Origin of the sequence: Rhodopirellula europaea 6C (genome assembly GCF_000338295.1) — a bacterium.
Lineage (GTDB): Bacteria > Planctomycetota > Planctomycetia > Pirellulales > Pirellulaceae > Rhodopirellula > Rhodopirellula europaea.
Genome location: NZ_ANMO01000120.1, coordinates 50,700 through 73,375 on the forward strand (window position 1 = coordinate 50,700; position 22,676 = coordinate 73,375).

The 22,676-nt window shown below is 55.3% G+C and carries 22 protein-coding genes; 12 read left to right on the forward strand and 10 right to left on the reverse strand.

Annotation, left to right across the window (positions count from 1 at the left end):
- Window positions 1-365: 365 nt before the first annotated feature.
- The gene (locus RE6C_RS12930; protein ID WP_008657146.1) at window positions 366-620 is read right to left on the reverse strand and encodes a hypothetical protein; all 255 of its coding nucleotides are present in this window, start codon (window positions 618-620) and stop codon (window positions 366-368) included.
- Between RE6C_RS12930 and RE6C_RS12935 the strand changes: the two genes are divergently transcribed.
- From RE6C_RS12935 to RE6C_RS12955, 5 genes are all read left to right on the forward strand, one after another.
- A complete protein-coding gene (locus RE6C_RS12935; protein WP_236618178.1) occupies window positions 586-2,637 on the forward strand; it encodes a 2Fe-2S iron-sulfur cluster-binding protein in 2,052 nt (683 codons plus the stop codon). The two genes, RE6C_RS12930 and RE6C_RS12935, sit on opposite strands and share 35 nt — an antisense overlap.
- A complete protein-coding gene (locus tag RE6C_RS12940) occupies window positions 2,634-3,398 on the forward strand; it encodes a hypothetical protein (RefSeq protein ID WP_008657148.1) in 765 nt (254 codons plus the stop codon). Before RE6C_RS12935 ends, RE6C_RS12940 begins: the two co-directional genes overlap by 4 nt.
- 31 nt (window positions 3,399-3,429) lie before the next feature.
- The gene (locus RE6C_RS12945; RefSeq protein WP_039961939.1) at window positions 3,430-4,173 is read left to right on the forward strand and encodes a hypothetical protein; all 744 of its coding nucleotides are present in this window, start codon (window positions 3,430-3,432) and stop codon (window positions 4,171-4,173) included.
- 64 nt (window positions 4,174-4,237) lie between these two features.
- A complete protein-coding gene (locus RE6C_RS12950; RefSeq protein WP_008657153.1) occupies window positions 4,238-5,023 on the forward strand; it encodes a cytochrome c3 family protein in 786 nt (261 codons plus the stop codon).
- Between the two features lie 104 nt (window positions 5,024-5,127).
- Complete coding sequence (locus RE6C_RS12955) at window positions 5,128-6,387, forward strand: cation:proton antiporter (RefSeq protein WP_236618179.1); 1,260 nt, start codon at window positions 5,128-5,130, stop codon at window positions 6,385-6,387.
- A gap of 18 nt (window positions 6,388-6,405) precedes the next feature.
- Here the strand turns inward: RE6C_RS12955 and RE6C_RS12960 are convergent, their stop codons facing one another.
- From RE6C_RS12960 to RE6C_RS12975, 3 genes are all read right to left on the reverse strand, one after another.
- Window positions 6,406-7,170 (reverse strand): hypothetical protein, encoded by a 765-nt coding sequence (locus tag RE6C_RS12960; protein ID WP_236618180.1) that lies wholly within the window; start codon window positions 7,168-7,170, stop codon window positions 6,406-6,408.
- Between the two features lie 286 nt (window positions 7,171-7,456).
- Complete coding sequence (locus RE6C_RS12965; RefSeq protein ID WP_039961940.1) at window positions 7,457-7,732, reverse strand: hypothetical protein; 276 nt, start codon at window positions 7,730-7,732, stop codon at window positions 7,457-7,459.
- Window positions 7,733-8,591: 859 nt separating this feature from the next.
- Entirely contained in the window at window positions 8,592-9,212 is a 621-nt protein-coding gene (locus RE6C_RS12975; protein WP_160167202.1) for a hypothetical protein, read from the reverse strand.
- 336 nt (window positions 9,213-9,548) lie between these two features.
- On the opposite strand from RE6C_RS12975, the gene RE6C_RS12980 reads away from it, so the two are divergent.
- The 6 genes from RE6C_RS12980 (at window position 9,549) to RE6C_RS13005 (ending at window position 14,218) form a co-directional block, all read left to right on the forward strand.
- Window positions 9,549-10,196 carry a hypothetical protein gene (locus tag RE6C_RS12980; RefSeq protein ID WP_236618181.1) on the forward strand — a complete coding sequence of 216 codons (648 nt, stop codon included), beginning with the start codon at window positions 9,549-9,551 and terminating at the stop codon, window positions 10,194-10,196.
- A 204-nt stretch (window positions 10,197-10,400) separates the two neighbouring features.
- The gene (locus tag RE6C_RS12985) at window positions 10,401-10,592 is read left to right on the forward strand and encodes a hypothetical protein (RefSeq protein ID WP_039961943.1); all 192 of its coding nucleotides are present in this window, start codon (window positions 10,401-10,403) and stop codon (window positions 10,590-10,592) included.
- Window positions 10,585-10,869 (forward strand): DUF5676 family membrane protein, encoded by a 285-nt coding sequence (locus RE6C_RS12990; protein ID WP_039961944.1) that lies wholly within the window; start codon window positions 10,585-10,587, stop codon window positions 10,867-10,869. The genes RE6C_RS12985 and RE6C_RS12990 overlap by 8 nt, the downstream gene beginning before the upstream one ends.
- A gap of 160 nt (window positions 10,870-11,029) precedes the next feature.
- Window positions 11,030-12,385, forward strand: a complete 1,356-nt coding sequence (locus RE6C_RS12995; protein ID WP_039962022.1) for an APC family permease — start codon at window positions 11,030-11,032, stop codon at window positions 12,383-12,385.
- A 9-nt stretch (window positions 12,386-12,394) separates the two neighbouring features.
- The gene (locus RE6C_RS13000; protein WP_008657176.1) at window positions 12,395-13,744 is read left to right on the forward strand and encodes a site-2 protease family protein; all 1,350 of its coding nucleotides are present in this window, start codon (window positions 12,395-12,397) and stop codon (window positions 13,742-13,744) included.
- Window positions 13,745-13,759: 15 nt separating this feature from the next.
- Entirely contained in the window at window positions 13,760-14,218 is a 459-nt protein-coding gene (locus tag RE6C_RS13005; protein ID WP_008657177.1) for a class I SAM-dependent methyltransferase, read from the forward strand.
- 299 nt (window positions 14,219-14,517) lie between these two features.
- Here RE6C_RS13005 and RE6C_RS13010 read toward each other — a convergent pair whose 3' ends face one another.
- From RE6C_RS13010 to RE6C_RS13035, 6 genes are read right to left on the reverse strand one after another with little or no spacing between them, the layout of a single operon-like run.
- Window positions 14,518-15,201, reverse strand: coding sequence for a cation diffusion facilitator family transporter (locus RE6C_RS13010; RefSeq protein WP_008657179.1), 684 nt, complete (start codon window positions 15,199-15,201; stop codon window positions 14,518-14,520).
- A 14-nt stretch (window positions 15,202-15,215) separates the two neighbouring features.
- Window positions 15,216-17,696, reverse strand: a complete 2,481-nt coding sequence (locus tag RE6C_RS13015) for a heavy metal translocating P-type ATPase (protein ID WP_008657180.1) — start codon at window positions 17,694-17,696, stop codon at window positions 15,216-15,218.
- Window positions 17,689-19,173: a trypsin-like peptidase domain-containing protein gene (locus RE6C_RS13020; RefSeq protein WP_315852350.1), complete on the reverse strand. Its 1,485-nt coding sequence runs from the start codon at window positions 19,171-19,173 to the stop codon at window positions 17,689-17,691. The genes RE6C_RS13015 and RE6C_RS13020 overlap by 8 nt, the downstream gene beginning before the upstream one ends.
- 33 nt (window positions 19,174-19,206) lie before the next feature.
- Window positions 19,207-19,410, reverse strand: a complete 204-nt coding sequence (locus RE6C_RS30350; RefSeq protein WP_008657182.1) for a BON domain-containing protein — start codon at window positions 19,408-19,410, stop codon at window positions 19,207-19,209.
- Complete coding sequence (locus RE6C_RS13030) at window positions 19,407-20,873, reverse strand: PP2C family protein-serine/threonine phosphatase (protein ID WP_008657183.1); 1,467 nt, start codon at window positions 20,871-20,873, stop codon at window positions 19,407-19,409. The genes RE6C_RS30350 and RE6C_RS13030 overlap by 4 nt, the downstream gene beginning before the upstream one ends.
- The gene (locus RE6C_RS13035) at window positions 20,873-21,484 is read right to left on the reverse strand and encodes a carbon storage regulator (protein ID WP_008657184.1); all 612 of its coding nucleotides are present in this window, start codon (window positions 21,482-21,484) and stop codon (window positions 20,873-20,875) included. Before RE6C_RS13035 ends, RE6C_RS13030 begins: the two co-directional genes overlap by 1 nt.
- A gap of 758 nt (window positions 21,485-22,242) precedes the next feature.
- Between RE6C_RS13035 and RE6C_RS13040 the strand changes: the two genes are divergently transcribed.
- Complete coding sequence (locus tag RE6C_RS13040) at window positions 22,243-22,590, forward strand: hypothetical protein (protein ID WP_008657186.1); 348 nt, start codon at window positions 22,243-22,245, stop codon at window positions 22,588-22,590.
- The last annotated feature ends 86 nt before the right edge of the window (window positions 22,591-22,676 follow it).

The following is a 22,676-nucleotide window of genomic DNA, read 5'->3' on the forward strand; positions in this document are numbered from 1 at the left end:
TATCGAGCGATCACGCTGAGCCGTTACCGACTGAGGCCTGGTGACCGACGAGAGAAACCATGTCGTCGTGTCACTGGCGACAGTTTCGACCTGAGGCAATTCGGATTGCGGTTCGATACTCTGGTCAGCCGGCGTTTGCCGGCAACCACAGGGGCAACGCTCGCCGGGAGCGACAGGGCCGTCGTCGCAACAGCAATCACTCGAAACCATCTCGTCACAGCAAGATTGATCGTCGGATTCAACAGTGACGCTGGCATGTTGAGGGCAATGCGGGCATCGACACATCGATCGCTGCACCGGTTGGACGGAGAACACGGCCACGGCTAGCAATGCAGCAAACTTCATTGGTTGGAAAAGCATCGCGTTCATGAATCCGCCGTGATCACCGTGGGCTTAACATCCTGTTTTCGACCAGTTCGTTTGGTTAGATGCACGCTGCAATCGAATTCTTCGCGGCGAATAAAAATATTTTCAGCACTGATGACGGAGAAGTTGTCCAGTTTCACGAAACGACCATGAAGAAATGGCCAGCCCGACTCATCCAACCAATCGACGAACTGATTCCCGATACGGAGACGATTGTTGATGAAACGGTCAAGCGATGCCTCTTTTTCCATCATGGTTGCTTTGGTTGCGATCGCATCCGCGCTGGCGTCACCTTCGGCTTACGGCCAGATTTCGCCAGAGGAGCACGCCAGCCATCACCCGGAAGAAGCCGCGTCTGGCGGTGCTGATTCGGGGATGGGGAAAGGTCCGAAAGGAATGGGCTCCATGGGGAAAGGCGGGCCGCCCGAAGGTGCCGGGCCAGGCATGATGGGCGGCGGAATGATGGGGGGCGGCAAAGGTGGTGGCGGAATGATGGGTGGGGGAGGGATGGGTGGCATGATGGAAAAGATGGGTGCGCCTAAACCCAAAGACCTCTATCCTTCGCTGATGGAACTGCCTGACTTGCCGATGGAACGTCGCGGCGAACTTGAACAGGAGGCTCACCAGCGGATGATTGCGGGCACGCGAGTGCTCAGTGAAGGCTTTGACCAACTATCCACATCCGCCGGAAGCGATGATTTTGCCGCGATGCAGGCTGCGACGGACAAAATTCGCGAGGGGCTCGGTGACTTTGAGAGCGGACTGGCCGCGCATCGAGCGCTCCGCGAAGGTAAGGCCCCGCGAAACGTTGCCCTGCAGTGGTTCAAGAACGAAATGAATCTGAGCGACGCAGCTCCGGTGGCATCATCCAACGCGATGCTGTGGGGAATGACTCCCTTTCATTCCATCGTGATGGCAATCTTGGTCCTCTTTGCCGCCGCAATGATTTGGATGTATTTCTTCAAAATGCGCCGCGCCGCCACGTTGCTTGAGAAGCTTGCTGTGGCTGGTGGAGGACCTGGGAGTGGAGAAGATATGGAGTCTGGGAGTCCGGGAGTCGGTGAGAAAGCAACGGTGTCCAACTCGAACTCCCAATCTCCCCCGCTCCGAGACTCCCCATCACCGACCTCCCCATCTTCGTCAAGCGACTGCTGCGACACAGACGATGGCTGCGTCACCGAAACAGCCGCCGAGGAAATTGACTCCGGTGGCTTGCTTCCGGTGGCCAAGAAAAAACTCTGCCGGTTGCGCGTCGCCAAGATCACTCAGGAAACCGACGATGTCAAAACATTTCGTTTGGTAGCCTGCCACGGTGGCGGCATTCCCTTCAGTTACTTGCCCGGTCAGTTCCTAACGTTCACGCTGCCCACCGCCGAGAAACCGATCAAACGCAGCTACACGATTTCGTCTTCACCAACGCAGGGTTACTACTGCGAAGTAACGGTGAAACGCGAAGACGAAGGAGCTGGCTCACGCTACTTGCACGACCAGGTGAAGGTTGGAGACACGTTGGAGGTAAGAGCGCCTAGCGGTCGGTTCACCTTCACTGGCCAAGAATCCAGCGACATCGTACTGATCTCCGGCGGTGTTGGAATCACGCCCATGATGAGTATTGCCCGAGCGCTCACCGACATGGCGTGGTCCGGCGAGATTCACTTTGTCGTTGCCTGTCGTGATCCAGAGCATTTTATCTTTGAGTCGGAACTGCAACGATTGCAAACCGAGTTTGAGAATCTACATGTGCATGTTGCGATGAGCCGTATCGACGGTGACATGAACGGCTACCGTAGCGGACGACTTAGCAAAGAGATGCTAACCGAATGGATTCCCGACATCGCGAAGAAACGAATTCATATCTGCGGTGCTCCCGCCATGATGGAAGCGACCAAGGAGATGCTGGCCGAGTTGGGCGTTCCGGCGGATAACATTCACTCGGAAAACTTCGGCTCCACTCAAAAACCGAAAGCGAAAGTCGCAAAAAAGCAGGAGTCCAAAGAAACAGCGACTTCCGGCGCGCGGGTCAAGTTTGCAATTTCGGACAAAGCGACGGAGTTTCAAGCCGACGAAACCTTGTTGGAGGCCGCCGAACGTATAGATGTTGACATTGACTACTCCTGCCGAGTCGGTACTTGTGGGATGTGCGTTGTCAAACTTCTGTCCGGCGACGTGACGATGGAAGTCGACGATGGCCTGGAACAAGAAGACAGGGAAAAGGGCATGGTTTTGGCGTGCCAGGCAAAGGCCGATCAGGACGTTGAGGTGGAAGCGTGAAAGAACGCGAAAAGATTGTCGTCTCCGGCCTCGTCATGCTCATGCTTCTCGCATGGCTGGGCTTTCCACTTCATCACTCGCATCGCTTCGCCGGAAGTTTCTGGGGCGGTGCCCTTGGTGTGTCTGGCGCGCTGCTGATGCTCGTTCCCTTGGCCTACTTGATCGTTAAACGCAACAAGAAGTTGAAGCAAGCCGTTACCAAGCATGTTTCGATGCGAACTCTGTTGGCTTGGCACATCTATGCCGGAGTCCTGGGGCCGATCCTGGTCATCATTCACAGCGGTCACAGGTACAACAGCCCGCTCGGTATCACATTGACTGCGATGACCCTGTTGGTCGTTGTCAGTGGTTTCGTCGGACGCTATCTGATGTCGGGATTCACCAAGGAAATCAGAGCAAAGAAGGCGATGTTATCGGAGTTGCAATCCGCGTATGACCAAGCTGCTACCGACATTGCTTCCAACCCCGCGACAGCGCGAAGCCTGAGGCCGTTCACGGGTTTCTTCAGTCGGCTAGCGGCAAGTTTCTTTTTGGCGGAATCGATCAATGAGTCTCAAGCCACCTCTCATGATTCGATCACCCTAGTTCGTTTAGCTGAGTCCATTGCGGATGTCGAATACGCCATTGCGACTCATGAGGATTTCAAAAGGTGGTTCGGCAAGTGGCTTAAGTTTCATATCGCGATCTCGTTTGCCCTGTACGCATTAATGTTCGTGCACGTGTACTACGCCGTGTACTTCGGCTTGCGATGGCTTGAATAATCCCATTCGTTCCCTTGACTGAGGCAATTCCATGAAGATATTTCCAATCTGTGTTATCGCAATATTGTTGTCTGCCGAAACTTCGACAAATGTAGTCGGACAGCAACCGATCGATTCGCAACGGGAGGACGCCCCGCAACTTAGCGACTTGCGAGCGAAACACATTACTGCTCTCTCGGAACTGCTTCAGGCGCGAACGAAAGCATACCAACGCGGCGAGTCTACAATTGCGGCAGTTCTGGATACGAATAGGCAACTGCTTGTTGCACGTCTTGCAGCTGAATCTGACGCGGATGCGAGGGCGAAAATAATCGCTTCATCGATCGGCGTGGCAAAAGATTTTCAGACATCGTTAGAATCAAAGTATCGTTTGCGTGAAGCTTCTGTCTCTGACGTATTACTCTGCAAGGCGGAGCGTTTGGAAATCGAAATCGTTGCTGCGAATGAGGAGTCACGGCATCGCATCTTGAAATTGCATGAGGAACGCCGGGAGATACTTAGAGAACTATTGCAAGTGCAATCGAAGGAGTACAAGAACGGAGGCTCAGAAATCGAACCGCTTATTCAGACTCAACAGCAACTGCTCGCTGCTGATCTTGAACTTGCTATCGGGAAAGACTCGCGAACGAAGCTTATCAACACACAGCTCGAAATCGCAACAGACCTAAAGAATATAGCAGAAGCGAAATTCAAGGCTGGGAAAGCTTCTGTCGTGGACGTTCTTCGCTCCCGTGCAGGCCGCCTGCGACTGGCGGTTGCCGCTGCGTCTGAGTAACCCGTTGAGCCGGACTTACCTCTTCGTTCGTAAACTGCTTTGCAAACTGTTGGGAGTTGTATCTATGAAACGAATCGCGATCGTGTTAGTCGTAACGACTGCTGGATTGGCGATCACATATGCCTCTGGGCTGATACCCAAAACCGCCATCGACTCAGTTTCAAACTCCCTGCATCAATCCGTGAATCCTGGCGTGCTCTCGGCCGCACATGCGAACCTGACCGACAACTGCCAAGCTTGCCACACGCCGCTGACGGGGGTGGATACGGTCAAGTGCATCTTGTGCCACGCCAACAACGACTCCATTTTGCAACGGCAGCCGACCGCATTTCACGCCAGCGTCGGGACGTGCAAGGAATGTCATCAAGAGCATCGCGGACTCGACGCCAATTTGTCCGAGATGGATCACTCGTTGCTGACATCCATCGGACTCAAAGTTTTGGAGGATGCCGAGCCGGGCAGTGAAGAGCAAGCGGCCCGAGTCGGTCTGGCCGACAAACTTAAATTTGCCAACGCCCCTCATGACCGGATCACATTGCAAGAATCGGTGCTTGACTGCAAATCTTGTCATTCCAACGACGACCAACACCAGGGGTTGTTCGGAAACGATTGTGCGCAGTGCCACGCGACCGACCGTTGGATGATTCCTGAATACAAACACCCGTCAACGAGTTCGACCGACTGCAACCAATGCCATCAAGCCCCACCGAGCCACTACATGATGCACTTCAAGATGATCTCCGCGAAGGTTGCCGGTAAACCGCACGCCCGCGTCGAGCAGTGTCATCAGTGTCACCAAACGACGAGTTGGAATGACATCAAGCGGGCCGGTTGGTACAAGCATCACTGACGAAGCGGGGAGGTGGGAGAGGGGGAGTCTGAGAGATAGAAAATGGTTGAGTGAAGACTGTCGCAAATGCTCCGTGTCTCCCACCTCCCCACTAAAAAAAGCCAATGAACGACCTATCCGTCCTCCTTCTATTTCTAAGCTCGTTGCTTCTCGCACTCATGGCGATGCGGTGGCTGTGTGATTGGCTGGAGCAACCGTCGGTCTTAGGCGAGCTGGTGCTGGGCGTGATCGTTGGCAACGTTGGTTTCTGGTTCGGGTTGCCGCTCTTTGCGGTCTTGATGAATCCCGAGTCAGCAGAGACGCTCGTCGAGACTTCACCCGTGGCAACTCACGTCGCAACGATCTTTGCAGCGTTGGCCGAGCTTGGTGCCATCTTGCTGTTGTTTTCAGCCGGACTGGAAACCAGTGTCGCCAAGATGAAACGTGTCGGTGGACGGGCCGTGTTGGTCGCAGTGATCGGTGTTGTTGCACCGTTCGCGTTGGCGTACGGGACCTGCGTCGCCTTGCACGTTCAGATGTCGGTTGCCGGGCATCTCTTTCTGGCGGCAACACTTAGCGCAACCAGCGTTGGCATTACGGCAAGCGTTTTGAAGGATTTGCAGGCCATGGACCGACACGAATCCGAAATCATCTTGGGTGCTGCCGTCATCGACGATGTGCTTGGACTAGTGCTCTTGGCCATCGTGTCGCGAATCGCAACGAGTGGCGATGTTGACCCTTGGCTGATTGCCCAAACCAGCGGAACGGCATTGCTATTTGTCTTCCTCACCCTGATCTTCGGTGAAGCCCTTGCGGCTCGCGGGGCGAAGTTGTTTCAATCGCTCGACAAACAGAACGGCCGAGAGTTTTTTGCATTGGCATTCACCTTCGGATTTGCTTGGTTAGCGCAGGCCGTTGAGTTGGCCGCGATTGTGGGTGGGTTCGCAGCCGGACTGGTGATGCGGGACCACGTTGCTCCACTTCGATCTGCGTCCGAGAACGGACGAGTTGTCCCAACGATTTCGACGACGATCGCACCGCTGGAGCGGTTCTTGTCACCGTTGTTCTTTTTGTTCGTTGGAATGCAAGTCGATGTCACGTTCTTCTTCGACAGCATGACGTTGCTGCTGGCGGCGATCTTCACGCTGTGTGCCGTGATCGGAAAGCTCCTGTCAGGTATCGTCGCTGGAGGCAATCTCAGTCGGCTCGCGGTTGGAATCGGAATGATTCCACGAGGAGAGGTCGGGCTCGTTTTTCTAGGTGTCGGTCGTGGACTGGGTGTTGTGAATGATTCGCTCTTCGCAGCCCTTGTCATCGTCGTGTTCGCGACGACGATCGTGACGCCACCGCTACTCAAATGGTCGCTGGGTCGTTCTGATGCTTAAGGCGTTCGCTTCGGCTCCCTATCGCAAACCCATCCCGCCAAACGCATCAATTTCGTTCGGTCGGGCTAACTGAATTTTGCGTCCGGTGAACGCTTCGAGTTTTTTGTGCAAGCTGCCGATGCGCTGTTTCATACTGGACAAAAATTGGTTTTGATCCGCGTTGTTCTTGGGCATTGCCATCGAATTGCTGAAACCCATTGACTCCATCTCGGCAAAGTGGGACTCATCGTACGTCGGTTGAACCAAATTAGCCAACTCGCCATTTCGCCACATCGTCGCTTGCTCAAGGTGGATTGTGGCCGCATTGAGTTCCCGGCAAACGCAGGTCACATCGCCTTCATTCCCATCCTTCTCTAGCTGGCAACAACAAGAGTCGCTTTGGACGCAGTGGTGTGACGCGAGTGCGACGTGAGCTTGGACAAAGACTCGCTGTAGCTCGCTGTACGCACGAACTTCACCACGCTCAACCGCCGACGCCAACTGCTCCAATTCACGAACCGAGGTTTCGATCGCAACCCGAGACGTCGCTTCGGCCCGAGCCGCTTCGAGACGCAGATACGCCGACGCGGTTCTCAAATGTCCTGCCGCTTTCGCGTTGTTGCCGGAAAGAAATTGCTTGCGTGCAAGTTGAAAGTTTTCGCATGGTTTGTTCACGAAAGCAGCTAGGATGTCGGCATCCACCAAAACCTTACTTGCCGCATGATGCATAGCGTGCTCTTCACCATGCGTCACGATAGCTGGACTTGCGAACGCGATGACCATTGCCATCGACGATACAGCCAACTTGACTTTCGATGCTCGTAACACTTTCTTGTCCTTGAATATGTGCAATCGGCGAACCTACTTTGTGCTTAGTCAAGGCATCGTCATTTAGTCGCGAGACGCTCCAATTCGGCAGCATGAGATTCCACGTTTTGGCTGGTGATCGGATGGCGTTTTCGCCCAACCCGCATACTTCCCCAGGGTATTGGCGATTCTGCTCCGATGTTGGCGACGAGTCAAACGCGGTCTTTTGCGAACAGAGTTAGATCGCGAGGTGTTTTCCCATCCTCGCGGTTCGTCACCGCGGTCACGACGCCTTAAAGTATCGCTTCAATCGCAGGAAGTGTTTTTCCAATACATGCCAACTCAACACGGAGACTAGGTATGTCAGCACGAACATGAATGCGACGTAACACAGATGAGCGGAGACTGGGTCCTTACCGCCAATTTGATCGAAGACGCTGGCCGAAAATGGCAGCAAGCCAATTGGTGGAATCAAAGGGCTTTGGAAGATGTACATTGCGTAGCTGCACTTCCCCAGCGAGCGCAGCAGCGACGATCGGAGCAACCGTCCGAGATTCATGCGACTTTTGCGGAGCAGTGTAGTCCAAGGGCACGGACCAGCGGGGCCCTTGAGCCGACGATTCATTCAAGTAGCAAACCAGCGTGCCTCCGTTGCGTCCGATGGTTCGCCAAGACTATATCCTGAACCATTCGCGATGGCGGCGTAACCGGAATATAGCCAGTCAGGGCGGATGGAATACCGTTTCATCGACCGGAACGGTCTATCGGTGTGGATCAGGATCTTCCGTCGAGTCTCGCTTTTCAACGTTTGCATCGCGAAAGATCCATCCACCTGGCGAAAAAAATACAGCCAATACTCCGACGGCAACGGCGAGAATATCGAGGAGTGCTTGAACAAGCGGCGAGAGTCCAAGTTTGTGTGTCTGAAATGAAACCGTGAACGCAACCATTAGTGCAAGGAAAACCAACATCCCCAGACCACCCCTGCTCGCAATCATCGCGCCGCTCGATCGCGTTTTGGCGGACATATAATGCAGGACGATTCCGGCGAAGATCATCACAGCAGAGATGATGAACACGACGAATCCGGTGATCGCTAGCCACACGCCGAAGGTTGACGGATTGTCCACTGGGTGGGCCTATTAATTTGTCGGTGTGCGGTTGGGTCCAGCGGAGCCGCACAAGCGACTCAACCATTTCAATTGTGTTAGCTCGCGACCTCAATCGCAACCCGTGGCTACCCTGTCCGCAGACATCTAGTACGCGCACAAGCGATAGAGCGTGACGAGCAAAATCGCCAAACCTCGAACCCCATCCAATTCTGGAATGTGTTTCGAGGTGGCGTTTGTTGGCTCAATGGGCGAACCACTCATGCTTTCATGCTCGATCCGTCGTGGGTTTGACGTTGGAACCGTCAATCAATGCTGATGACCAGCATGCGGATCAGTCACGACCGGAGCTAAACCGGCTGTGGGCGCGGATGCTGCGTTGGATATGGGCATGGGAGGTGCCTGATTGCTGCCAGGTGCTGCGGGCTGGCCTTGTAAGGGTGCGTTTCCTGACGTGCTGAGCTGCATCATCGTGGGCAATGATGTTGGAGCTTCGCCAGGTTTGCTCTGGCAGCAACTCGAACCGCCATCGGCGCAGCAGCTTGATCCTCCGTTTGCACAGCAGCTCGGCACTTTGCCGGTAAGATTGGTAAACGGCGACGCTGCCAATGACGAAACAGGTGAGTGCTGGCCCGGCATGGTTGTTCCAGCATTCATGGGCATCGCAGCAGGCGGTGCTGCGTAGTTGACGGGCGGGTTCGAGTAGACCGGGACATTCGAGTAAGCAGGGGCAGCGGAATAGCCGCTTGGGCCATACTGACTCGGGGCTGGTTGATAAGCGGGCAATGCGGTTGGACAACCACCTTCCGCGTAGTAGGAGGCGATCGGAGCGCCCGTGGCGACTGGCGTTTGAGCACCACCGGAGCATCCGCAACCGGCATCCGCCTGCGCGGGGACACCGATCAATCCAGCCAATGCTGCCGCTGCCATGAACATTTTCATCATCAAAATCTCTTAGTGGGGTTTTGGAAACGTGAACTTGGCCGGTTGGATGCACCAAGTCGTCGAATCCTTCACAGAAAACTGAGATGGGTCAGACTGCCGCACTTTGCTGGCATTTGCCCTTAGTGGGCTTCCAGGAAATTGACGAATGCTTCGGATGCTCCGGTCTCAGAAAAGATTCTGAATTCACGTGAAGAATCCGGTAAGGCCAAGCATCTAACCCGGCAACGTGCGATATATCGTTTCGTGATCGCCCAAGCGTGTCGATTGACGGCCCGGTCGCGAAAGATTGGTTTCCTAACCCTGAATCGAAGGATTCTCCGAATGACGATCAAACGATCACCTCTCCTGTTTTCGCTGGCCCTCGGACTGATTGCCGGCAGCTTTGGTTCCGCATCCGTTTTCGCCCATGAGGGGCACGCTGAGGCAGCGGGCCACGATCACCAGGCCATGATGAAGGCTGAGAAAAAGATCGAAACGGCGTTGTCGACGCTCTCGGCAGAAGACCAAAAGTACGCGAAGGCTCAGCGTTTCTGTCCGATCATGACCTACGACCGCCTCGGCTCGATGGGCACGCCACTGAAAGTGATGATCGAAGGCAAGCCAGTTTTCCTGTGCTGCAAAGCATGCATCGATGACGCTAAGAAGGGTGGCGAAAAAACGGTCAAGACGGTCATGAAGTTGCGTGAGTCAACGGCGACGCTTGCTAAGCTGCCGATGGAAGAACGGATGGCTGTCGAAGCACAAAAGTATTGCGCCGTCGCGAACACGAGCTTCCTCGGCTCAATGGGCGCACCGCTGAAACTAGAGATCGACGGTAAGCGGGTCTACTTGTGCTGTGGAGGATGCACGAAGAAGGCGCAAGCGAATCCAGCCGGAACACTGGCTAAGGCGCAAGAGTTGATCAAAGCGGGAACGCTGGAAGGCCACGATCACGCCGCTCATGGACACGGTGAAGGTCACAAGCACTGATCTGAGTTTGGGAGCTAGGAGTTGGGAGCCGATCACTCCTCCACTCGTTGTCTCCCACCTCCTCCACTTTCTATGCCGCAGCGACGGGAATCTTCACGGGTTCCACATCGCTGCGGTTTTTTATTTGTTTGGTCTGAAGAATACGCGGAAAGAAGCATCTAACTCACTGAGTACGACGGTTCAATACAGTTTAAGGCGACCGAGATGAAACACTCTTCGCACATGTTGATTGGCTGTGGATTGCCGATCCTCTTGATCTTCGTCTTGCCGCTAATCGGCGTCAGTGAAGGAATCACGCTGACTGTCTTCATCGTTCTGATGCTCGGCTGTCATCTACTGATGATGCGTGGGCACATGACCGACCACATACACCATCAAGAGGAAAGTCATGAATAAGCTAAGTATCCCCAGATTCGGTTTCGCGGTCGCAGCGGCTTGCACGATCGCGTACGTCGGTTGCGTTTTCGTAATGATGACGGTGCCGCAGGATACCGCGATCAAGTTCTTCAATAGCGTCATGCACGGCGTCGATGTCACTTCGATCATGCGATGGGACATGCCGATTTGGGAAACCGTACTCGGGACGATTGAGACATTCGTACTTGGGTGGTTGTTCGGGGCGCTGATCGCAGGGTGCTACAACTGCTGCGGGAAACCCAACAAGGCTGTGTGACCGAACGCTGGTCAATGTTCGTCCACAGAGGAACGGTTCCAACCAACAACTCAGTGGTGTACGCGATTCGCTTCCGTACACCGTACGCCTTGGCCTGGTATTTGCGACAAGTTTCGATTTGGGCATCAACATTGGTTCGCAACAGGACACCGGAACAGAAATGAGTGAATCTGAATCAACAAGTCAATACGAAGAAAACAGTCTCTCGTTGACCGGATCGGTCGCGATGGGCACCGGTGTGATGATTGGGGCTGGAATTTTCGCGCTCACCGGGCAGGTGGCTGAGCAAGCCGGTGGCCTCTTTCCGCTCGCGTTTCTTGCTGCTGCGATCGTTGCCGGCTTCAGCTCGTATTCGTACGTCAAGATGGCTCAAAAGTATCCATCGGCTGGCGGCATCGGAATGTTTCTGATGAAGGCTTACGGCAAAGGCACCGTAACGGCGGGTATGGCGCTGCTGATGTACTTTTCAATGGTCATCAACGAAAGTCTCGTCGCGCGGACGTTCGGAACCTACTCGCTGCAATTGATGAATGTCGAAGACACCGCGTTTTGGACGCCGGCGTTGGGAGTTGGCCTACTGATTGTCGTGTTTCTAATCAACATCATGTCCACGAGTTTCATCGGCAAGTTCTCGCTCGTGACGGCGGCCATCAAAATCGGTGGCATTCTGATTTTCGCTGGGGCCGGTTTGTACGTTTCTGGATTGTCGTTCGAGTCGATCGGCGTGAACGAACGAACGTCGGGTACGAGTTTTCTATCTGCGACGGCGTTGGCATTACTTGCCTACAAAGGCTTCACCACGATCACCAACAGCGGCTCGGAAATCAAAGAGCCAACCAAGAACATTGGTCGCTCAATCATTTGGTCGCTGTCGATTTGTTTGATCATCTACCTTCTCGTCGCATTGGCCGTATCCGGCAATCTGAGCGTCTCGCAGATCATCGAACACCGCGATTACGCTTTGTCGAAAGCCGCCGAACCCGCGTTCGGGCAGTGGGGCCGTTACTTCACGGTGGGTCTGGCCGTCATCGCGACGATCTCGGGATTGCTCGCCAGCACGTTCGCTGTGTCGCGGATGCTGGCGATGCTGAGCGAAATGAAGCTTGTGCCGCACAAGCATTTCGGGATGCCCGGCGATATGCAACAACACACGCTCGTTTACACCATCGTGATCGCCATCGCGCTAACGATCTTCTTTGACCTGGGACGCATCGCATCACTCGGAGCGATCTTCTACCTCGTCATGGACGTTGCCATTCATTGGGGCGTGCTACGGCATTTGAAAGAAGATGTCAAAGCGAATACCGCCATCCTTGTCACTGCGATCGCGCTCGACATTGTCATTCTCGGCGCGTTCGTATGGATGAAGGCGTCCAGCGACATGTTGGTGATCTGGGTTTCCATTGTCGGCTTCATCTTGATCTTCGCCGGTGAACGTTGGTTCCTGGCCCGCGTCGATGATTCCGATGATGAACATCAACACAACGACCAACAGAAAAAGCAACACGCAACATAGGAGTACGCCATGACCACACGGACCAACCATTCACCCTGGCTTTCCATCCTCTGGATTCTTTGCCTTGCGATCCCGCTGGTGTTCCTGCTGACGGCCAGCGGCGGTGGCATGCACAGCGTGCTTTGGATGTGGATCATCCTGTTGCTGTGTTTTTACATGATCGCGAGCATGGCGGTTGCCGGCCGGACAGCGGGAAGGACCGACGAGGAATCCGTCGCCGACGACGGTGTGCGGTTGATTCCCAACGGCGAACACCCACCGGCCATCGCGTCGGTGATGGATGTCCGAGTCGCGACGCGGCAGCAGGGCGTCGGATTGTTTCGCGGCCGGTTGAACATGCCAGCCGACGAAGCGTTAAAGAGACTCGAAAGCGAACTGGGCGAGAACGCGGTTCCGTTGATCCAGCAGGACGACGAACTCGGTACGGCAATCGTATTGATGAATCGACCAACCGAAGAAGCGACGTTGGAGCGTCCGACGCGGCTTTGGCTGCATTGGTTGCTGTTCGCGTTGACGTTTTTGACGACGACCTACGCGGGAGCGTTGCATCAGGGCGTGAATCTATGGGAGCAACCGGGGGCTTTCGCCGTCGGTTTGCCGTACTCCATCGGTTTACTACTAATCCTCGGCGTACACGAACTCGGTCATTACTTCACCGCGAAACATCACGGGCTGAATGTCACTCCGCCGTTCTTCATCCCGATTCCGTTTGCATTGGGGACGTTCGGGGCGTTCATTCAGATGAAGTCGCCAACGCGAAACCGTCGAGCATTGTTCGATGTCGCCGTGGCTGGTCCTTTGGCCGGTTTGGTTGTTGCGATACCGGCACTGCTGGTCGGTTTGCAAAGTTCGGAAGTTCTTCCGCCCGAAACCGAAGTCGTTGGCGGAATGCTCGGCCACGGCACATCCGCCGGATCGTCAATCCTGTTCGCGCTGCTGTCGAAGATCGCATTGGGCGAACAACTGCAAGACGGCTATCTCGTTCAACTCAGCCCGCTGGCGTTTGCGGGATGGCTGGGCTTATTCATCACCGCGCTGAACTTGATGCCGATTGGGCAGCTCGACGGCGGCCACATGGCAAGAGCGATGTTCGGGCGGCGAGTCGGCGAGACGATCGGAAGTGTCGCAATGTGGTCGCTCTTTCTGCTTGCGATCTTTGTTTGGCCCGGACTGCTGTTCTTCGCCCTGTTCATCTTCTTCATCGCCGGACGCGGCACACCGCCGTTGAACGACATCACGCCGATCAGCAGCGGCCGTCAATGGGTGGGTTACGCGACGTTCGTCATCCTGGCGATGATTTTGATTCCGCTGCCGCACAAGTTTTGGCAGGCGGCGGATATTTATTGCCCGTACCTGTAAATTGGAGATTGAAGAATGCCGACTGAAGATTCGTTTGTACGAGACTGCTTTGGAGGTGAAATGATTGCGTTACTGGATGTTGGCGGCGAAGGCCGATACGCGACGGCAATGAACCTTAATCCGAGTGCCGAGAAAACGCTCGGTCTTGACAAGGGACAGCCGATCCCGAATCGAATCGACGGACGAGCGGAGGACATTCCGTTGCCGGATTCGTCGGTCAAAACGATCATCGTCGAACGCACACCACTTCGCAACGAGTCGATTCAAGAACTTGCAAGGGTTGCCACGGACGATGCAACCTTGGTCTTTCGCCATCCCGTTGATGAACACTCCGATCCGCACGCACGGGTGAAAGAGCAAATCAACGGCGAAGTCGATATTGACCAATTGGAACTCGATGGCCAGTTGGTTCAACAACTGACGATCCGACATGTGAAGCAAGCAGCACCGCCCAAACGCTATTCGCATCGTTAGGTGCGTTTATGCAAGATGCCACCGCCCCAGTTTAGTCAATTCAGTAGCCCGCTTGAGCAATTGTCGCGGTCGTTTCAGGCATTGACAAACGTTCCAGTCTCGGGGCTTTCAGTGGCGAATCGCCATCAGCAAATTGTACCGTTCCCAGCAGGAATGCCGCAAAGCGATACAGTCTGCTGACCCTTGACTCACATTTTCACTACGTCCCAACTCGCATTGAGCCAGCGATGCGATTCGAATTGCAACGTTTTGCAACTTGACTGTTTGCATCCGTCGATGTCTTCCGGTTGGTGGAGATTTCAATCTTCTGTTTGGTCGACATCGACTGCCCATGCGTCGCGACCGGCTTCGTAGGCTTCCCATGCGACGTAGGGGACGATCAACAGTGCAGCGATCGGATCGGCCCACCACCATCCTTGCCACTGGACCAAGCCGATGCCGATTAGCACGACGATGGTTTGGTACTCGCAGATCATCGTATCGATCGCGTCGTATTTCAGAGATGGTGAATCCGTTTTTTTGCCATAGTAGTGCTTACCCCATGCGAGCATCGGGTTGACGACCAGCGAGACCAACAAAATGCCGATGCCCCACCAAGACAGCGACGCGGATTCTTGGCCAATGAGCTTACTGATTGCTTCGTAGCAAATAAACAAGACGGCGATTGTGAATGCGGCGGAGAGGACGCTAAGGGCGATCTTCTTTCGCTTTCGCACTTCGCGATCACTGATGCCTTTCTCTTCGCCGTGAAGGCGCCAGATCATGAACGCGGCTGAATTGCATTCGACAATGCTGTCGACACCCCAACTGACCAGCGCGGAACTGCCCGTGGCGAAACCGGCCGTCAGAGAAATCGCGACTTCGGTGATATTGTAAATCAGGCTCGTGATCTCAACGTATCGACCACGGCGGATGCCTTGAACGTTGTTCGTGTCGTTGGTTTGGTCGTCATTTGTGTTAGGTGTTTCGCGGTTGTTTTCCATGTTGAGCTCTCCGCTTAGAATTTCGGTTTGTAGGCTAGCAGACGCAGGGCATTGAAGACGACGACGAGCGTGCTGCCTTCGTGCAATGCAACTGCGGGGCCGATGTTGAGGCCGAGGATTGTCGCCGGGACGAGGAACGCGACCATGCCGAGACTCATCCAGAGGTTTTGGCGGATGATGCTTCGTGTTGCCCGACTGAGGCCGATCGCGAGCGGCAAGTGGTCGAGGTTGTCTGCCATCAAGGCAACGTCCGCTGTTTCGAGTGCGACATCGCTACCTGCGGCCCCCATCGCGATACCTACCGACGCAGATGCCATTGCCGGTGCGTCGTTGACTCCGTCGCCCACCATCGCGACGCCACCTTCGCTTTGCAGTTTCTTGATCTCGTTGACTTTGTCGTCGGGCATCAAGTCGCCTCTTGCTTCGTCGAGGCCGACTTCTTTCGCGACTGCGTTGGCGACTTTCTGATTGTCGCCTGAGATCATAATCATTCGCTTGATGCCGAGTTCGCGAAGCCTTGCGATGGTTCGCTTAGAGGCTTCTCGCGGCGTATCCATCAATCCGATGACGCCGAGGTAACGATCACCACGCCGGACGATCATCGTTGTGCGACCGTTTTGTTCAAGGGATTCGACCATCTCGCGAACGCTGTCTGGCAGCGGTGGCCCGTCGACTTCGGCGAACAGATCGTCTTTGCCAATATGAACGACGTCTCCTTCGACCGTCGCTTGGATGCCGCGTCCCGTGATGCTCTGGAGATTTGTTGCCTCTGGAATTTCTCCCCCACTCCCCGGCTCCCTATCTCCCAACTTTTTCTTCCCGTCGCGGACGACCGCTTTGGCAAGCGGATGTTTGCTGAGGTCTTCGACGGCGATCGCGAACCGCAATAACTCCGTTTCGTCGACGCCGTCAGCCGTACGAACGTCAGTCATTTTCGGTTCGCCTTCGGTGAGCGTTCCGGTTTTGTCAAACGCGATCGAATCGAGACTACCGAGGCTTTCCAGTGGTCCGCCGCCTTTGATAAGAATCCCGCCGCGAGCAGCTCGGGCCACGCCGCTGAGCACTGCACTGGGTGTCGCAATCGCGAGCGCACATGGACTGGCGGCGACTAGCACAGCCATCGCTCGGTAGAACGATTCGCTAAATGTTTCTTTGACAACGAGCGGTGCGAACAGCAACAATACGACGCCGGCGATAACAGACGGCACGAAATAACGCTCGAACTTCTTGGTGAACTTTTGCGTTGGCGAAACCCGCGTTTCTGCTTCGCTGACCATCGTGACGACGCGCGCGAGCGTGTTCTCGGATGCGAGTTTGGTGACTTGGATTTCGAGCGATCCCGATTGGTTGATCGTTCCGGCGAATGCACGATGCTCGGGCGGAAGCGACTCGGGATCGGATGCGGCAGCGGCAACGTCATCGACGGGCCGTTTGTCGACAGGCACGCTTTCGCCCGTGATCGGTGCTTGGTTGATGCTGGACTCACCGGCGGTCACGAAACCGTCTGCCGGGACTCGCTCGTCCGGTTTGATGATGACGATGTCGCCAACGACCAGCTCTTCGACGGAGATTTCTGATTCGTTCCCATCACGTCGAACTCGCGCAGTTTTCGGGGCGAGTTCGGACAAGGCTTCGATGGCACGTTTGGCTCGCCCCATCGCGTAGCCTTCCAAGGCATGACCGATGCTGAACAGGAACAGCAGCAACGCACCCTCGGCCCACGCTCCCAGCGACGCAGCACCGGCGGCAGCCACAATCATTAGGAAGTCGATCTCAAACTTGCCGGCTCGGATTTTCTCGATCGCTTCGGTGACGGTGTAGTAGCCACCGAACAGGTAAGCGGCGATGTAGCACCCCAGCGGAATCCATTCGTTCCATTCGGTGAACGTTTCGATTAGCCAACCGACCAACAGGAATGTGCCGCAGAGGATCGCAAAGATCAACTCTGACTTCGGCCCGAAGATGCCGCCGTGCGAGTGGCCATGCCCGGCATGGTCGTGATCGTCCTCGTTACCTTCTTCGTCGTGCTTGTGATCCGCATGATCCTCGGCGACGACGCTCGAGTTTGCCGCCCACTGCCTGAACGCTGTTTCGATGGCTTCTTCGGACGTTTGCTGCCGATCGTATTCGACGCGGACGGCACCGTCCGGCGCAACGACCGCTTCGAGTACCCCGTGGATTCCGGAGAGTCGCGATTCAACGGCCGATGCTCGGCGGGCGTGCATGGCATCCGACTTGCCAAGCCAATGTCCGTAGCGTTGGTCCAATTGCGCTCCGGTTCGCTTTGCCAGTGCCCTGACGTCGCCGGTGGAAACGACATCGCTATCGTAGTGGATGCAAATGCTCTGCGGATTATCGCCGGTCGCCTGAGTCACGTGAGCCTCGTCGATCCCCGCTCTCGAGACAAGCAAATTGGTCAGTCGCTCGACACAGCGATCATTCGCGTCGGTCACCGATGGCAACAACACGCTCATTTCAATCTTTTGTTTATTCATCTTTTTCGTTGTTCAGGAGGACAAGGTGCGCGTCGGTGCCGGTTTGAATTAGGAACAACGCCCGGTTGGGAAGCCGAGGTTTGGACATGCGATCGCGGTATTCTTCGAGGTTGGTAATGGCATGATCGTTCACGCGGGCAATTCCCATGCCCGCCGCCAAGCCTTCACGGTAAGCAGCGCTTTCCATCGCAACGTAGGTGATTAAGACGCCATGGGTATTCGGCAGTAGATTTAATTCCTGAATCAGTTCTTCACTGAGGTTTGCCAGTCCAAGCCCGAATGCTTTGTCAAAGTGCTCAAATGTATCCTCTGCCGCAGCGTCGATCGGGATTCTGGGTTCGTCGATAGAGGGCTGGTCCTGTTGCATCACCGCTTTGATTTCAATGGTTTCGTCATCACGAACGACCTCAAAACGGTGTCGCTTACCGGGCGTGGAATCAGCGGTGAATGTCTGCGGGTCGAACGAATGGTCAATCTGTTTGTCATCAAAGCTGACAACGATATCGCCCACTCTCAATCCGGCGACGCTGGCCGGGGAACCGGGATAAACATGCTTTACATAGAGGCCAGTATCAGCCGGCAACCCGAGCAGCGTTGCCATGTCAGCGGACAAGGGCTGAGTATCAAAGCCGAAATGGCCTCGTTGGATAAAGCCAAGGCTTTTCAGTTCGTTGGCGATCTCTCTCGCAACGTTCACCGGCGTAGCGAGTCCAATTCCCTGGAACTCTCGGGTGTTACTCAGGCATCCTTCTATAATGCCGACGACTTCGCCGCGAAGATTCAACAAGGCACCGCCCGAGCTTCCCGGGTTTGTTGACGCATCATTTTGGATCATCGGTACTGGAGAACTCGATAGCCACCGGTTTGTTGAACTGACAATGCCCACACTCACTGACTTTTCAAGATTATAAGGTGAAGCTAATGAGACGACCCAATCTCCGACTCGAAGTCGATCAGAGTCCCCGAAGCGAACGGGTGTCAAGTGATCGGTGTCGCTGAGCTGAATCACGGCTAGATCGGTCACCGGATCGCCCACCACTTTCGTGGCGTGTATTTTGCGACCGTCTGCGGTTCGCACGAAGACCGCGTTGGCACCTTCGACAACATGGTTGCACGTCAACACATAGCCTTCGGTATCCATGACAAGGCCAGAGCCTTGATCGTCGGGTGACTCGAACGAGTCCGAAGCATGTTGGCGAGAATTTCCGTGATGTTCCCGGAGTTGCTTAGCGGCTTCTCGCAACCGCCATGCGGGCGTCATGCGTGGGCCGCGCAAAGCATAGACCGTTACAAATCCCTGTGACGCTTCAGTCGTCAAATCGTGAACAACACGCGAAAGTTGATCCGCAGATAGCTGCTCGGCGTCATGGCCCAGCGGTGTCGGTTCCACCGCAACCAGATCGCGTGTGAAAAGCAAACAAAGCATATAAAGAATCGTTGTGGTAAACGGTATGAGTGACTGGTTTATTGATTGCATCGTAAATAACTGGCCTATTTAGAAACGTCTTAGTTACTTGTTAACTGTTATCTCGCTATGGACTTCCTGAACGCCAGGCGTCGTGCGAGCGACCGCGACCAGCAGCGCGCGGTCGTTGATGTCGTCAACATTACCGGACAACGTGATTTGTCTTGCCTTGCCGTTGGAAACGCAGACGTTTGCGAAACCAAACCGATGGACGATTCGTTCTACCTTTTGATGCAGTTGTTCCTTCATGCCTGAGTCTTCTCCGGACAATGTTGCTGGCTTGCCTCGATGCGGCGGCATTCGGCGATCAGGAACGTGACATCGTCCTCGATCGGCGCAGTCGCTCGATGTGAGGCAATTTCTGTTTCCAAATGGGCGACAAATTCTTCGATGTCACGCGAGTAGCTGTTGCTAAACATTTCCGACAATCTTGATCGGCCGAACTGCTGTTCATTGGGATCATGTGTTTCCGCGACGCCGTCGGTGGCCAACAGCAACCGGTCGCCGGGCACCAAGTTGTGATGGCTCGTTGTCCAGCAAGCCGAAGGGTCGATGCCCAGCGGAATGCCAGTCGCGTCCAGTGTGACCAGACGCTGCTGCGTCATCAGCAAAATCGGTTCATGCCCCGCACTGGCGCAAGACAGTTCAGCCTTGTCAGGATTCCAACGCAGGATTGCCGCCGTGGCAAACTCACTGTCGGACAGGTATCGCGGAAGTATCCGATTGACGCGATTCATGATTTCGCCCGGCTCGGTCGTTCCACTGGCGGCCGAGTCGATCACCATCTTCAGAACCGCCGCGCTGATCGCAGCCGGAATGCCATGCCCGACCAAATCCGCGATGTAGATCAACCACGACTTGTCGCGCATTTCCATGACACCGTAGATATCGCCGGCGACATCTTCGGCTGGCTGGAAGTGGGTTGCGAACGCTAGGCCGGGAACACAAATACGTTGCGGCAGCAGGTGATTCTGAATGTCACGAGCGCGTCGCATCGCGCCGCTTCGGTCGGCTTCCGCATGGCGCAGCGATTCCGCCATCTGGGCAATCTGAAAACTTAGGTCGTTCAGTTCGCGACTGCGAAACGAAAGTGGTTCCATCTGGAATTGGTTTGACTGGAGTTGTTCAACCGTTGCGGTCAGTCGCTTTGTGGGGTTGGCGATCAAGCGGACCAAGACGACATCAACGATGATGGCCGCAAGTGATGCCAGCCCCAGGATTCCGCTGAGGTGCATGAATGTTTCCCCTCTCGCACTGCGTCGAATCTCGGCGGCCCGCTCGGTCACGGCGACTTGCAGGTCACCGGCTGAAAATCGACCGACGATCGCGTCTTGCACCCGACCGATCTCCGGTTCAGTATTCTGTTCGCTGTCAGGTCCGGTGTGCGTGTGCAATCGCTTGCCGTTCCACCGCACGTCGATCCAGTGACCTGGCGTATCCGGTCCAGCGGTTTCTGCACAACTGCTCTCCAAAAACGTTGTGATGGCCGTGGCGTCATCGGGTTCACTTAAACGCAACAACGCGTTGCCAATCACGCTCGCTTCGTCGCTAAGCGTGATCCGCCGAGCGTCCGTCGCACGCCGCATCTCCCGCCGATAGTCGGTCACCAGTAGGAGTGCGACGAGAACGGCTAGCGGCACGTTGACAGCAAACAGTAACAGCGTCACCGTCGGATAGGATCGGCGGCGAACCTTGATTGAGTTGTCAACCATCAAACGCTTCCAGCAAGACGTCGTTGCACGATGTAAACGATCTCGTCGCAACGCAACTCTCGCTTGCCGCTTGGGCCAAGTTCAGATGGTTCGTTTGGCGAAGGGAAATTTAGCAACACCACAGGGACCTGCTCCATCAAAGGATCGTGGTGCATGACCTCGATGACTCCGTCTCCGCTGCCCCATATCAGGTGTTGGTCGATGACCAACATGTCGAACACATCCGATCGAAGCGCCGACAGGCAGGACAATCCATCGGTGGCCTCGCTTGCACGGTAACCCGCCGAGCGAAAGGCGTCTGCGTAACGACGGCGCTCATCGGCATTGGTGATGGCCACCAAGATGTTCGCAGGTTCGGGTGTGCAGGCACGAGTTGAAACGGCCTGCGCTGCACGCGACTTGGGCTTTGGACGCCATAAGGTGGCGATGTCTTCTTCGACGACCGTATCTTCATCGTCGGGCGACGAAAGCTCGCCTCGCGAAACCGCAATCTCGCGAGGGGCGTCGATCGCTAAACTCACGCGATTGCGAGTCGCTTTAGCGATGGTGATTGTTGTATCGGAACCGGGCAAACAGATCGACTGACCGACTTTTCTTGAAAGAACCAACATGATTTGAATATCCTTGAAGGGATGGCGGAACTATTCCGCCGTGAATGTTGTGGTGCCGGAATCAATTCCGGGCGACGTGACGCGTTTCTCAATCGAGCGGGTGGCTCAGATCAGAAAACGACACAGTCGCGAACACAGCTTCGGGGATGTTTCAAACCGGACCGCAACGATTTTCTCCGGCTGACTGGACAAGTCAGTTGTCACGCGTTGCCTGTGCGGCAAATGAAAACACTTCGTTGATGGCTCGATCGGTCTTGGCGATGCGACCGACTCGGCATACGCGGGCGAACTGTTGTGACAGCAGGAACATGGGACGCGGGGTGTCGAAGTCTCAACGTCCACCGTCGTCGGCGTCGGGCAGTGGCAACCGCAGCACGTCGCGGTCAAAGTGGATTGGCAACATTCTGCCGCGGCAACTCGTGTGTCATCACACCGGCCATGACACACGGGACTGATCAGGGCCGTGGTGAAAACCATCACGGCGGTTAGACACACCATGATTTCACGGAGAATCCGCACGCTTCGCGACCGCCGAACATTGCCTTTTCCGCTCATCGGAACACCACTCTCGGGCACGAAGGCGCGAAAGAATGACACCAAAATGAGATCACTCGGAGATCAAATTGACTACACTTCGGCAGGTTGATTCTGCCGAAAAACGCATCAAGCCCGTGTTTTACGGAGGTTTCACGCTTTGGCACACCGCCTGCGTTATCAATCAAGCGTTCCCTCCCCTCTCCTCCTAAAGGATTTGAACCATGAAACGCTTTTTGATGATCGCCTTCGCTGGCACCGCCCTGACATTCCTGATTCCATCTGCCGAAACGAGCGCTGCCGACGTGCGTCACGGCGGTGGTCACGTTTACAACGGCGGCCACGGCTATGTCGGAAACTATTCCAGCTACGGCCACGGCTACACCAGTGGCCAAGGGTACTACGGTGGACACGGCATCACGCGCCGCCACAACGCGACTCCCTATTACGGTTCGGCATACGGCAGCCACTACGCACCGAGTTATCGTTCGTACCGACCAGCCTACCGTGGTCACGGCGGTGTCCATCTTGATGTCGGACGCCTGCACCTCGGCGTCGGTGGACATCACTAAACTGAAGATTGTCGATTGAAGATTGCAGATTGAGAATGTGAAAATGGGAAGCGGGCGTCGTTCGTCTGCTTCCCAATTTCTTTGGG

Bases quoted from the DNA above. Each gene is read 5' to 3' on its own strand.
- RE6C_RS12935 (WP_236618178.1), top strand. From the start codon at position 586: ATGAAACGGTCAAGCGATGCCTCTTTTTCCATCATGGTTGCTTTGGTT.
- RE6C_RS12930 (WP_008657146.1), bottom strand. From the start codon at position 620: ATGATGGAAAAAGAGGCATCGCTTGACCGTTTCATCAACAATCGTCTC.
- RE6C_RS12945 (WP_039961939.1), top strand. From the start codon at position 3,430: ATGAAGATATTTCCAATCTGTGTTATCGCAATATTGTTGTCTGCCGAA.
- RE6C_RS12950 (WP_008657153.1), top strand. From the start codon at position 4,238: ATGAAACGAATCGCGATCGTGTTAGTCGTAACGACTGCTGGATTGGCG.
- RE6C_RS12955 (WP_236618179.1), top strand. From the start codon at position 5,128: ATGAACGACCTATCCGTCCTCCTTCTATTTCTAAGCTCGTTGCTTCTC.
- RE6C_RS12965 (WP_039961940.1), bottom strand. From the start codon at position 7,732: ATGAATCTCGGACGGTTGCTCCGATCGTCGCTGCTGCGCTCGCTGGGG.
- RE6C_RS12975 (WP_160167202.1), bottom strand. From the start codon at position 9,212: ATGGCAGCGGCAGCATTGGCTGGATTGATCGGTGTCCCCGCGCAGGCG.
- RE6C_RS12980 (WP_236618181.1), top strand. From the start codon at position 9,549: ATGACGATCAAACGATCACCTCTCCTGTTTTCGCTGGCCCTCGGACTG.
- RE6C_RS12985 (WP_039961943.1), top strand. From the start codon at position 10,401: ATGAAACACTCTTCGCACATGTTGATTGGCTGTGGATTGCCGATCCTC.
- RE6C_RS12990 (WP_039961944.1), top strand. From the start codon at position 10,585: ATGAATAAGCTAAGTATCCCCAGATTCGGTTTCGCGGTCGCAGCGGCT.
- RE6C_RS12995 (WP_039962022.1), top strand. From the start codon at position 11,030: ATGAGTGAATCTGAATCAACAAGTCAATACGAAGAAAACAGTCTCTCG.
- RE6C_RS13000 (WP_008657176.1), top strand. From the start codon at position 12,395: ATGACCACACGGACCAACCATTCACCCTGGCTTTCCATCCTCTGGATT.
- RE6C_RS13005 (WP_008657177.1), top strand. From the start codon at position 13,760: ATGCCGACTGAAGATTCGTTTGTACGAGACTGCTTTGGAGGTGAAATG.
- RE6C_RS13010 (WP_008657179.1), bottom strand. From the start codon at position 15,201: ATGGAAAACAACCGCGAAACACCTAACACAAATGACGACCAAACCAAC.
- RE6C_RS13015 (WP_008657180.1), bottom strand. From the start codon at position 17,696: ATGAATAAACAAAAGATTGAAATGAGCGTGTTGTTGCCATCGGTGACC.
- RE6C_RS13020 (WP_315852350.1), bottom strand. From the start codon at position 19,173: ATGCAATCAATAAACCAGTCACTCATACCGTTTACCACAACGATTCTT.
- RE6C_RS30350 (WP_008657182.1), bottom strand. From the start codon at position 19,410: ATGAAGGAACAACTGCATCAAAAGGTAGAACGAATCGTCCATCGGTTT.
- RE6C_RS13030 (WP_008657183.1), bottom strand. From the start codon at position 20,873: ATGGTTGACAACTCAATCAAGGTTCGCCGCCGATCCTATCCGACGGTG.
- RE6C_RS13035 (WP_008657184.1), bottom strand. From the start codon at position 21,484: ATGTTGGTTCTTTCAAGAAAAGTCGGTCAGTCGATCTGTTTGCCCGGT.
- RE6C_RS13040 (WP_008657186.1), top strand. From the start codon at position 22,243: ATGAAACGCTTTTTGATGATCGCCTTCGCTGGCACCGCCCTGACATTC.